The organism is Rothia koreensis (assembly GCF_004136575.1).
Classification (GTDB): Bacteria; Actinomycetota; Actinomycetes; order Actinomycetales; family Micrococcaceae; genus Rothia; species Rothia koreensis.
Window position 1 is genome coordinate 71,570 of the sequence record NZ_NOIQ01000008.1, and the last position, 12,016, is coordinate 83,585.

Annotated in this window: 7 protein-coding genes; 6 read left to right on the top strand and 1 reads right to left on the bottom strand. The window is 63.2% G+C overall.

Translation table 11 applies throughout. From position 1 onward, the window contains the following. Positions 1-447: 447 nt before the first annotated feature. Positions 448-1,344 carry a macrolide 2'-phosphotransferase gene (locus tag EWU68_RS07760; protein ID WP_129315556.1) on the top strand — a complete coding sequence of 299 codons (897 nt, stop codon included), beginning with the start codon at positions 448-450 and terminating at the stop codon, positions 1,342-1,344. Positions 1,345-2,572: 1,228 nt separating this feature from the next. On the opposite strand, the gene EWU68_RS07770 is transcribed toward EWU68_RS07760, so the two are convergent. Next, the gene (locus EWU68_RS07770; RefSeq protein WP_129315558.1) at positions 2,573-3,649 is read right to left on the bottom strand and encodes a GmrSD restriction endonuclease domain-containing protein; all 1,077 of its coding nucleotides are present in this window, start codon (positions 3,647-3,649) and stop codon (positions 2,573-2,575) included. Between the two features lie 248 nt (positions 3,650-3,897). On the opposite strand from EWU68_RS07770, the gene EWU68_RS07775 reads away from it, so the two are divergent. From EWU68_RS07775 to rpsA, 5 genes are all read left to right on the top strand, one after another. Further along, on the top strand, positions 3,898-4,362 hold the full coding sequence (locus tag EWU68_RS07775; protein WP_129315559.1) for an SRPBCC family protein: 465 nt from the start codon (positions 3,898-3,900) through the stop codon (positions 4,360-4,362). An 894-nt stretch (positions 4,363-5,256) separates the two neighbouring features. After that, positions 5,257-5,898: an ANTAR domain-containing response regulator gene (locus EWU68_RS07780; RefSeq protein ID WP_129315560.1), complete on the top strand. Its 642-nt coding sequence runs from the start codon at positions 5,257-5,259 to the stop codon at positions 5,896-5,898. 101 nt (positions 5,899-5,999) lie between these two features. After that, complete coding sequence (polA, locus tag EWU68_RS07785) at positions 6,000-8,774, top strand: DNA polymerase I (protein WP_274542743.1); 2,775 nt, start codon at positions 6,000-6,002, stop codon at positions 8,772-8,774. Between the two features lie 31 nt (positions 8,775-8,805). Further along, positions 8,806-10,152 (top strand): GNAT family N-acetyltransferase, encoded by a 1,347-nt coding sequence (locus EWU68_RS07790; protein ID WP_162421400.1) that lies wholly within the window; start codon positions 8,806-8,808, stop codon positions 10,150-10,152. Positions 10,153-10,396: 244 nt separating this feature from the next. Then, the gene (rpsA, locus tag EWU68_RS07795) at positions 10,397-11,890 is read left to right on the top strand and encodes a 30S ribosomal protein S1 (RefSeq protein WP_129315562.1); all 1,494 of its coding nucleotides are present in this window, start codon (positions 10,397-10,399) and stop codon (positions 11,888-11,890) included. Positions 11,891-12,016: the final 126 nt, after the last annotated feature.

A 12,016-nucleotide genomic window follows, 5' to 3' on the forward strand; every position in this document is an offset into this window, starting at 1 on the left:
TCGCATTCACGCGTGCGGAGTCCGGAGGTTCGTCCGTGCGTTCACCCGCGCTTCGAAATGAGAAGCCTCAAATCGTTCAGGGGTTATCGGTCAGCTGGCTGACTCATGCCGTAGCGAGAGGCGCCAGATCCAGTCGGGTTCGATTCTGGCCGGGGCGCTCAGAATGACCACCGTTTCGCTGATCACTGACGCGGGCAGGTCCTTCCATGGGAGCGGGCGGTCGGGAAAGGATTGCGGCTCGCTGGGGCCCTCGGTTCGATAATGCCGCGCACCGCCACGACGGCGTGGTTCGGAACGGGTGGGTACCCCGAGGGGATGACGTCGGGAGATCTGCCCGGCTATCAAGGATCGTCAGAACAGTCGGGCCGGTGCGCCCCATAGTCCCGGCCGAAACGTTGCCGATGTTGGCCTGTGTTCCGTGCGTCATATGGATGACATCATGGACCCATGTCGATCATCGATGAAGTGCTGGACCTGGCCAGATCGCATGGCTTGAGCGTGTCCTCCGAAGACGCGACTCTCATCGAGGCCGGTCTGGATTACCGTGTGGTCATCACCGACGACGCCAACGGCCAGCGTTGGATTCTGCGTCAGCCCCGGCGCGACGACGTTGCCGAGAAAATCGCCAATGAGGCGAGCATCCTCCAATTGGTCGGACCGGTTTTGGCAAAGGAGAACATTGCCGTGCCGGATTGGCGGGTCCACGGGGCGGACTTGATCGCGTACCCGGCTTTGCCAGGTTCTCCCGGGCTGACTTTGTCGTCCTCGGGCGAGCCGATCTGGCATATGGATCCGGCCAGCCCGGACTATGCGGCGCGTTTGGGGCGTTTGCTCGCCAGCTTGCACGGTATTACCGCGGCCCAGGCTTCTGTCGCCGGGGTGGAGACGCGGAGCCCTGAGCAAGTTCGTCAGGCATGGAGGGATGACATCGGCAAGGTCCGTGATGGTTTCTCGGTGTCTCCAGCATTCGTTGAGTCCTGGGAAGCGTGGCTTTCTGACGACACGTGCTGGCCGGAAGAGACCGTCATGACCCATGGGGAGATCTACCCGGCCCACGTGCTGATGTCGGCCGACGGCGTCATCACTGGAGTTCTCGACTGGACGACGGCACGTGCGGACGACCCGGCACGCGACTTCGCCGCACAATACGGTGCAGCCGGTCAGGACATGCTGGAAGCTGCGCTTGATGCTTACGAGGAGGCCGGCGGGCCCGTCTATCCCGGCATGGCAGCCCAAGCTCGTCACCTGTGGGACGCCGCCCCGATAGGCCACGGCCTCTACGCTTTGACGACCGGCGACGAGCAAGACATGGCAACTGCGGCTGCGATGCTGGGTGGGGAATGAACAGCGCTCTCCAAACAAATATGGAGCTCTTCACTCCCATGGTGAATTTTTCGCGACTGTAAACTATCCGCATGCGAAGGGCTCGGATGTGTCGGGCGCGGCTACATCCCTTGAAGGTTACCCCGGCCCGAACTTATTTGCTCGTACTCAACGCTCCAATTTCCGTTCATTTCCTAAACGACTACCGGACCTCGCATGGCAGAGACTTGTTCCCCGTCGACGATCACTGTTCGCAGGTTGTAAACTTCTATTTTCGGCTGGCAGATAGATGGATCAATATGCGCCTCGAAACTCGGACCGGTGGTAGCGATGAGAGAACGATGATCCGCCCTGTAGCGCCAGCTTCCGGCAAATGTTGTCGAGTAGGCTACGAATCCCTCTTGTTGTGGAGCTGTGCTATCCAATGAAAGCACGGACCAGGCGCCGTTGCTTGCATTAGCTTTCCACCTCAAATCGGCATAAGCACTCGGAAAGTAGTACGTAATTTTTGCGTGAGTGGCCTGTGAAGTTTCATCGGCGTTTACGACCCACAAGCCTCTGCGTGGGTATCTCCCGGACCCGGCAAACTTGAGGACTCCTGACGTGCAGTCTTTTGTGAGGCTGATAAATCCACCGATGTCCATGGCGGGCCTTGGCTTTGATGCGGCGTAACTGGGAACTGTCGACGAGGCGGCAAGCACCGGGGCGGACCACAGGGCGCCTTTTGCCAAGGTTCGACGTGACAACGTGTTTTTGTTGACCGTTTCCATAGCTTCCTCAATGACCGTGGGTGTGTGACGTCAAGGATTCTAGTTTGGGAAGCCAAGCGTCACAAGAAAATAGTGTAGCCATGAAAATGTGCACATTTCAGGATTATGGAATTGCATCAACCAGCTTCGCGTCAGGCCGGACGAGCGCATTTCTGCAGGTCAATGAGGAGTTGAAATTCTTCTAGCGTCCAGTCGATCATTCTCGTGGGTAACAAGCGATGCTATCGATTGCCTCGACCCAAGCCAATGTGTGACGCAAAACATAAAAACGCGCACACTGTTGCCGCCTGAAGGCGTGTCATGCCGACTCCCATTCAGGCGAACTTGTGAAATTCTATTTGAAAAATTGAATATGTTGCAAACCCATCGCAACACGAGGGCTTCGTGTCGCGGTGGGACAGGTGGGTGCGACGCGGGAAAGCACAGAGATCACCGTGTTTTCCCACGTCCGCCGCATCCACGGCGTTGAGGCAGCGGCCTTATTCGCAGGCCACGCCGTCGCCGTCACGGTCCAACTTGCTGCTGTAACCGGGGGAGCCGGCGTGCAGTGGCGCCGCGCCCGCGGCCTTGGCTGCGGAACAGTTCGGGTAGGAGGAGTCGCCCTGGGCTGGTGCAGCGGGTTCAGCCGGAGCGGGCGCGGCAGGTTCTGCGGGCGCAGGCTCGGCAGGGGCCGGTGCAGGTGCGGGCGCCGAAGAGGTTGCCGCCGGAGCCGGTTGCTCAGGCGCCGGTGTAGCCTCCGGGGTCGACCCCGTCGTGGTCCCGACTTCCGGGGCGTCGTCGCCGGTCGGCAAAACCTCGCCGGGGCATCCTTCGAGAACGCCCGCGATGGCGTCCTTCTCCGCCTGGGTCACCCACAGGCGATAGTTGGTCTTCACCGCAACCTGACGGGACACGTAGTCACAGCGGAACTGCTTGTTGGAAGGCAGCCAGGTGGCGGCGTCGCCGTCGCTCTTGCCCTGGTTCGTCGGGCCATCCACGGCGAGGAGGTTCAGCGGGTCGTTCGCCAGCTCCTTCTTCTCATCATCGGAGAGCTGCTGGGCTCCCGTCTGCCAGGCGTTGGAGAGGCTGACCACGTGATCGATCTGCACCGCGCTGCTCGTGGATTTGCCGGCTGTGAAGGAAATGTCCTTGCCGGTGTAGGGGTCAACGAGGTCGCCCGACGTCACTTTGCAGTCGCGGGTGCCGGGTTTGTGGGACACCGAGGTCAGATCGCGATTCAGAACATCGTTTCGGGTGTCGCACCCGTTCCGGTCCGTATCGGCCCAAGCATGCCCGAAATTCTTGCGCTTGTATCCCGTCTTGGGGGCTTTCCCCTTGACGGGCAGGGCCTCGAGTGCGGTGAGGGCGTCGTCGGAACCGGAGCCCTCGACATCCGACACCTGCGTGACGTGAGTCGGCGAGGCAGAGTCCGACGCCGCAGCGGCGGCATCCGAGGATGCATTGGTTGCGCAGCCGGCGAGGGCGAGGACAAGGGCGACGCCGGCGCCCGCGACTCGCACGCCCCGACCGCGTCGGGTAGTGAAATCGGGCAGGGGGAATCCAAGAAAAGAAGACATGGGTGGCTCCAAGTGAAGTGAGGGACATTCGAAGTGTATGGCCAAGATGCGTGGGAATCGGCATCTGACACGAAGTACTTCGTGTCGTGTCTAGCGGCGATGCTGTGCAGCGCCCTCCGAGCTCTCGGGAATCAGCTCTTGGCTGATCGTCAACTGTGGGGACGGCCACTAGGGTTGATGGTGTCCTGGTTTCCACGGGAACCGAAGTTGCCGCGGAAACCGCTGCAGTCAAAGCAGAGGAGAACCATATGGCTGAGACGACATCGATCACAGTCACCCGATCCATCGACGAGCCGTCCGACAAGATCTTCGACCTCCTGAGCAACCCGGAACGCCACAACGAGTTCGACGGGTCCGGCTACGTGGTCTCCGACGACAGGACCGACCGCATTCAGAAGTCCGGCCAGGTATTTCGGATGAACATGAACGGGCCGCACATGGGCGGGGACTACAAGACGGACAATTACGTGACCGGCTTCGACCCGAACAAGCTCATCGCCTGGCAGACGGCACCGGCCGGCGAACAGCCTCCCGGCTGGGAGTGGACGTGGGAGCTGCAGTCGCAGGACTCGGACCAGACCGAGGTGTCCCTGACGTACGACTGGTCCAAGATGGACCCTCAGGCCGCTCAGGACCTCGGTATGCCGCTGGTCTCCCAGGAGCAGCTCGAAGAGTCACTCGAGCAGTTGGCCAACGCGGTTTCCGGCGAGTAGTAGCCCGAAACCCGTAACCACGAGCAACCCGTGGGCCCGGCGTCGTCTCGCGCGAGACGGCGCCGGGCCCACGTCGTGTCGGGAAGAGGGGGGAGCTCGTGCGTGGCGTGGGGGTCGCCCGATTGAGTGCTGGTTTCCGGTCATTCGGGCGGGGCCTCTGGCTGAGGTTCTGTGGTGGATCCCCGATTCGGTGGCGGTCTCCGTCGTTAGGTGGCGGTTGAGCCGCCGCCTAACGGCGGAAAACGCCTCTCATTCGGGTAAGCGCCACCCAATGTGGCTCGATAGCTCTCCGGGCACCTCGTGGTGGCAGGACGCATCGCGTCGACGTCGTCGTCGGTCCGGTGGCGGCTCGGGCGAGGTGGCAGTGGCGTGCGCCCGGCGTGCCGAGGTGGCAACGGCGTGCGCCCGGCGTGCCGAGGTGGCAGTGGCGTGCGGAATTCGGGCCGAAAACCGCACAAATGTGCCACCTCGCGGGGGAATCGTCCCGAAATTGCCACCTCGAGCCGGGAGCGTGGACGAACCTGCCACCTCGAGCTGCGAGCGTGCACAAACCTGCCACCTCGCCGGGCCGCACCGCGAGGCGGCACATTTGTGCATATTTCGCCGTGCAACATGCACGAAATTGCCACTTCGTGGGTCGGACCTGCACGAATCTGCCACCTCGCGCCGCCCGACGCCGTCTCGCCCCCGTGACCGAGGCACGCGGGAAATCGCCCGAGTGCGGAGGAAAGACGAACAATCCCAGCATCCCCGCCACGAAGGGGATCGACGCGAGCCAGGACACAGGGGAGACGCGTCGGCGCGGGATTGGACGTAAACTGGCCTCTCAACCTTGAACGACGTCCGAGCTGGAAGGCCAGACCGGGCGAAGACACCACGTCAGAGGAGTACACCGTGACCGAGCCGACCTCTGAACAAGAGAAGCTTGACGTCGAAGAAGCAGCACCCGTCGAAGAGGGCCAGACCGAGAAGCGCCGCGTCGTCGTCGCGGAGGACGAGGCGCTGATCCGTCTCGATATCGTCGAGATCCTCAAGGGGCAGGGGTTCGACGTCGTCGCCGAGGCCGGCAACGGCGAAGAAGCCGTGGAGCTGACGCGGGAGCACGACCCGGACGTCGTCCTCATGGACGTCAAGATGCCGAAGATGGACGGCATCAGCGCGGCCGAGGCCATCGCCAAGGACCGCATCGCCCCCGTGGTTCTGCTGACCGCATTCAGCCAGAAGGAACTCGTGGACAGGGCCACGGAAGCCGGCGCGATGGCGTACGTGGTCAAGCCCTTCACGGAAAACGACCTGATTCCCGCGATCGAGGTCGCCGTCAGCCGTTACGAGCAGATCAAAGCCCTCGAAGGTGAGGTCAGTGATCTCAAGGAGCAGTTCGAGACCCGCAAGCTCGTGGAACGTGCGAAGTCCCTGCTCATCACCAAGATGGGACTGACGGAACCGGAAGCATTCCGTTGGATCCAGAAAACCTCGATGGACCGTCGGCTCTCGATGCGTGAGGTCGCCGAGACCATCGTTTCCCAGGTGTCCTGAACCGGCCCGTGGGAGCTTCCTGAGGTGACATCCCGGTCGGGCGTCCCGCTCGGGAACGAGGGTCCGGACCAATCCCTGCCGCCTGTGATTAGGATTGGTAGGTGACTTCCGCCCCCGAGACAACGCCCGACGAGGAGGCCACCGTGGCCGATCACACCCCCGAACCTGCCGATCCCGCCGAGAACGCGGGGGAGCGCAAACGACTCCTGCTGATCGACGGCCACTCGATGGCCTTCCGGGCGTTCTTTGCGGTGCCCGCAGACCGCTTCACGAACTCCGAGGGTCAGCACACCAACGCGATCCACGGATTCACGTCCATGCTGCTGACGATGGTGCGCCAGTTGCAGCCGACGCACATCGCCGTGGCCTTCGACTTGAGCGGGCCCACCTTCCGCTCGGAGGAGTACACCGAATACAAGGGCGGCCGTGCGGAGACTCCGGAGGAGTTCTCCGGGCAGATCGAGTACATCCAGAAGGTGCTCGAAACCCTGAACATCCCGTGGATCACGGTCGAGGGATTCGAAGCCGACGACATCATCGCCACCGGATCCATGCTGGCCGAACAGGCAGGGGCCGACACGGTGGTCGTCTCGGGGGACAGGGACGCGTTCCAGCTGATTTCGGAGAACACCCACGTGCTGTACCCGACCAAGGGCATCTCCGAGATTCCGCCCAGAACGGCCTCGGACATCGAGGAAAAGTACGGCGTCGGCCCCGACCGGTATCGCCACGTGGCCGCTCTGGTCGGGGAATCCGCGGACAACTTGCCGGGCGTTCCCAAGGTCGGGCCCAAGACGGCCGCGAAGTGGATCAATCAGTACGGCGACCTCCAAGGCGTCATCGACCACGCGGACGACATCGGCGGCAAGGTCGGCGAGAACCTCCGGGCGCATCTCGACGACGTCCGCCGCAACTTCCGTCTCAACGAGCTCAAACGCGACATCGAATTGCCTCTGAGCTTCGCACAGATGGAGCGGAACGAACCCGACCTCGAAGCGATGGACAAGCTCTTCGACGAACTCGAGTTCAACCGGATTCGGGAACGGGTCCGGGCGGACCTCGTCGAAACCGAGCCTGAGCCCGAGATCGAGATTCCCGAGCGCCGCGACATCGTCACCCCGGACGACCTCAAGAACCTGTTGGGAAGCAAAGGAACCGCAGTCGCCCTCACGCTGGAGACCGACTACCGGGCGGGCGACGTCGTTTTTCTCGCGACGCGTGAGGCCGTCGGATCGGTCCGTCTCGAGCAGGCCGACTCCGACCTGTCCGGTGCCCTCGCCGACGCATTGAAGGACCGTGGCGACGACCTGCTGGTCTCCCACCTGAAGGAGCTCGTACGGTCCCTGCGGGAGGTCGGCTACGAGCTGCCCGATACCGGACGCGATCTGGCCCTCGAAGCTTTCGTCCTGCGTCCCGGAGCGCGCGGGTACAGCCCCCAGGAACTCGCGGCGGAATTCACGACGTACGACTTCGGTGCGAAGCCCAAGAAACCGACCGCCGCAGCCCTCAAGAAGGAATCCGACGAGGTGCGGGAGAAGAACACCGCGGCCGACCTGGACAGGTTCGCGGCTTCGGCTTGGCTCATGCACGACGTCGCCGAGGCCGTCTCGGCCCGCCTGGCCGAGCACGAATGGGCCACCACGATTCTCAAGGACATCGAAGTTCCCCTCACGCACGTGCTCCTGGCGATGGAGACCAACGGCATCGCGATGGACGTGCAGGAGCTCGACACCCTCCAGGACGCTTTCCAGGCCGAAATCGATACCGCGCAACGCAACGCGGACCAGGTGGTCGGAGAGGCCGTGAAACTGTCCTCGCCGAAGCAGTTGCAGACCGTCCTGTTCGAAACGCTGGACCTGCCCAAGACCCGCAAGATCTCCTCGGGCTACACCACGGACGCCTCGTCCCTCCAGGAGCTCATGACCAAGCTCGAACCCGGGACCAAGGGGCACGACTTCATGGGCTACCTGTTGCGGTACCGGGAGTTCAGCAAGCTTCAGCAATTCGTGACGGGACTCAAGGACGCGACGACGGCGTCCAACCGGGTGCACACGACCTTCGGGCAGACGACGGCAGCCACGGGCCGCCTCTCGTCCATCAACCCGAACCTTCAGAACATCCCTGTTCGGACGTCGGAAGGAAAACGGATCCGCAATTCCTTTGTCTGCGGACCGGGCTACCAGACGCTCCTGACCGCGGACTACTCGCAGATCGAGATGCGGATCATGGCTCACCTCTCCCAAGACGAGGGCCTGATCGAGGCCTACGAATCGGGGGAGGACCTCCACCGGTTCGTGGGCTCGCAGGTCTTCGGCGTGGACCCGGAGGACGTGACCTCCGAAATGCGCGCCAAGGTCAAGGCCATGAGCTACGGGCTCGCCTACGGGCTGTCCAGCTACGGCCTGTCCAAGCAACTGAACATCTCGGTCGATGAAGCCCGCGGCCTGATGAGCAACTACTTCAAACGTTTCGGTGCCGTGCGCACCTACCTGCGGGAAGTCGTGGACGAGGCGAAGAAGGTCGGCTACACCGAGACGATGTTCGGCCGGCGTCGCTACCTTCCGGACCTTGACTCCTCGAACCGGCAGGTCCGCGACAACGCCGAACGCGCCGCTCTGAACGCGCCCATCCAGGGGTCGGCCGCCGACATCATCAAGATCGCGATGCTCGGCGTCCATCGTCGGTTGCAGGAGGAGAAGCTCGAAACCCGCATGGTCCTCCAGATCCACGACGAACTCATCCTGGAAGTCGCCGAGGGGGAGTACGACGCCGCCGAAGCCATCCTGCGCGAAGAGATGTCCACCGCCGTCAAACTTCGCGTCCCGCTCGAAGTCCAGGTCGGCCACGGCCGCTCCTGGAACGACGCCGCCCACTGACCGCTACGAGACAGGAATCATGAGGAACCACATGTCCCTGAAACCGTTTGAGCTGAGGACCATCGTCGATGGCGATGGGAAAGCCACCGACGAGTACCGACGTTTCTACGCCCGCGTCGAACGCGGATTCCATGAAAAGCCCGGAACGCCTGAGGTGCAGGACTATGTGGCCGGGCTGTACCAGGACGCCGGGTTCGTGCACCGCGGGTTCGTGGAGACCGAGGACGCTCCCGAATGGGCCGGTGAATCGTCCCAGCCGGTCGCCACGATCGTGGGTTTCCCCCGGCGTATGGAAGTTGGCGAGAAAGCGGTGGGCCTCTGGGCGATTTCGGAGGTCGGGGTGTCGTCCTCCCACCGGCGTCGTGGGCTGTTGCGCACCATGATGACCAACGAACTGACCGAGGCACAGCGTGACGGCTACGGGCTCGCGGGACTCACCGTGTCCGAGGGCGGAATCTACGGTCGGTTCGGATTCGGCGTCGCGACGCGTGTGGGTACCTACGAACTCGATCTCCGGCGTCGCCCGCGCATCCTGCCCGGCGTCATGGAATCGACGGGCGCTGCTTCCGGCCGGGTCGTTGAGGCGGACCCGCAACGAATGCTGGATCTGGCCGAAGACATCTGTGCGCAGTCCGACGCCGGCCGCGCGGGCAAGATCAACCGGCTCAGGGGGCATATCCGGAACTTTTTGGGGCAAACCAGTCTCGACAAGGATTCCCTCGATCCGGTCCGGGGCAGGGAGGCGTTCGTCTACGTCGGGCACTCTGGGCCCGAAGGGTATATGACCCTGGACCACGAGGGAATGGACTCGGACCCGTGGAAGGCCAAGATCATCGACGTCCAAGCCGTCACACCGGCTGCGTGGGTCGGCCTGTGGAACCACCTGTTCAGTGTGGACCTGCTGGAGCTGGTCGAGTTCAAGGATGCCCCGGGTTTGGCCCTGTCCTCGATCCTCGAGAACCCTCGTGCGGTGACGGCCAACCGGGAAGCCGACCTCATCTGGACCCGGATCCTCGATGTCGTGTCCGTTCTCGAATCACGGCGGTACCCGCATGACGGAGACATCGTCCTCCTGGTCGACGACCCCATGGGCCTGGTGACTGGGGCCTACGCGATGCACATCGAACAGGGCACGGCGACCGTCACGCCGTCGTCCGACGTGTCCGGAACACAAGATCGCGGGGATCGGGCCAGGGACGACGTCGCCCTCGCGCCCAACGCGCCGCGCGTGCGCTTTCCAGTCGACCGATTGGCCACCGCAGTGTTCCGTGGGTGCGAGATCGAAACGAGGCTCGGCGTCGTGGTCGGCGACGGGGCCGAGGAGGCCGCCCAAATTTTCGCTGTGAACCGCGAACCGTACTGCGATTTCGAGTTCTGAACGCGAGTCCTTCGTCCAGCACATTGCGCGAAGGACGTGAGGTGTGACGAATTACCCTTTCGAAGGGCATGAAACCGCGCATGACGGGCATCTGTGCGTTGACCGGACTTGCATCAGCCCATAGACTGAGTGGGCGCATCATCTGCGCACAGTCCAATAAATGTTCGGCTTCGCGAAGCAACCGTCACAGGACGCGGTGGAGCCGACCGAGTAAGCAAACTATCCACATCGGAGCCCCTACTACATGACCACCAACACCCCGCAGGTCGCGATCAACGACATCGGAACCGAAGACGAGTTCCTCAAGGCCGTTGACGAGACCATCAAATACTTCAACGACGGCGACCTTGTTTCTGGCGAAGTTGTCAAGGTCGACCGCGACGAAGTTCTGCTGGATATCGGGTACAAGACCGAAGGCGTCATCCCGTCCCGCGAACTTTCCATCAAGCACGACGTCGATCCCGGTGAAGTTGTTGCCGTTGGTGATGAGGTTGAGGCTCTCGTCCTGACCAAGGAGGACAAGGAAGGCCGCCTGATCCTGTCCAAGAAGCGCGCTCAGTACGAGCGTGCCTGGGGCGACATCGAGAAGGTCAAGGAAGAAGACGGCGTCGTCACCGGTACCGTCATCGAGGTCGTCAAGGGCGGTCTCATCCTCGACATCGGTCTCCGCGGCTTCCTGCCCGCATCCCTCGTCGAAATGCGCCGTGTGCGCGACCTGGCTCCGTACATCGGCCAGGAGATCGAGGCCAAGATCATCGAGCTGGACAAGAACCGCAACAACGTGGTGCTGTCCCGCCGTGCATGGCTCGAGCAGACCCAGTCCGAGGTTCGTTCCTCCTTCCTCAACAAGCTGGAGAAGGGACAGGTCCGCACGGGCGTTGTCTCCTCCATCGTCAACTTCGGTGCCTTCGTGGACCTGGGCGGCGTGGACGGACTGGTTCACGTCTCCGAGCTGTCCTGGAAGCACATCGACCACCCGTCCGAGGTCGTCGAGGTCGGCCAGGAAGTCACCGTCGAGGTTCTCGAGGTGGATCTGGACCGCGAGCGTGTTTCGCTGTCCCTCAAGGCGACTCAGGAAGATCCGTGGCAGACCTTCGCGCGCACTCACGCGCTGGGTCAGGTTGTCCCCGGCAAGGTCACCAAGCTGGTTCCCTTCGGTGCGTTCGTTCGCGTCGAGGACGGCATCGAGGGCCTCGTCCACATCTCCGAGCTGGCCGTTCGCCACGTTGACCTGGCCGAGCAGGTCGTCTCCGTGGGTGACGAGCTCTTCGTCAAGGTCATCGACATCGACCTGGACCGCCGCCGTATCTCGCTGTCCCTCAAGCAGGCCAACGAGGGCGTGGACCCGGACGGTTCCGAGTTCGACCCGGCCATGTACGGCATGGCCGCCGAGTACGACGAGCAGGGCAACTACAAGTACCCCGAGGGCTTCGACCCCGAGACCAACGAATGGCTCGAGGGCTACGAGGCCCAGCGCGCCGCCTGGGAGCAGCAGTACGCCGACGCCCAGGCCCGCTGGGAGGCCCACAAGGAGCAGGTCCGCAAGGCCCTGGCCGAGGATGCCGACGCCGCCGCCACCGCAGCGACCGGTTCGTCCTCCTCTTCCTCCTCCGCTCCGTCCAACGCGGCCCCCGCGCCGTCGAGCTACTCCTCCGAGGTCCCGGCGTCCGATTCCGGCACGCTGGCTTCCGACGAGGCCCTGGCCGCCCTGCGCGAGAAGCTCACCGGCAACAACTGATCGGTTGCCGGAGCCGCCCGCGACGTGACCGAGTCGCACCGCGGGTGAACGCTTGAACGAAAGGCCCCTCATCGTTGATCGATGAGGGGCCTTTCGCGTGTCCGGGGGCGGGGGTGCGTTCGATGG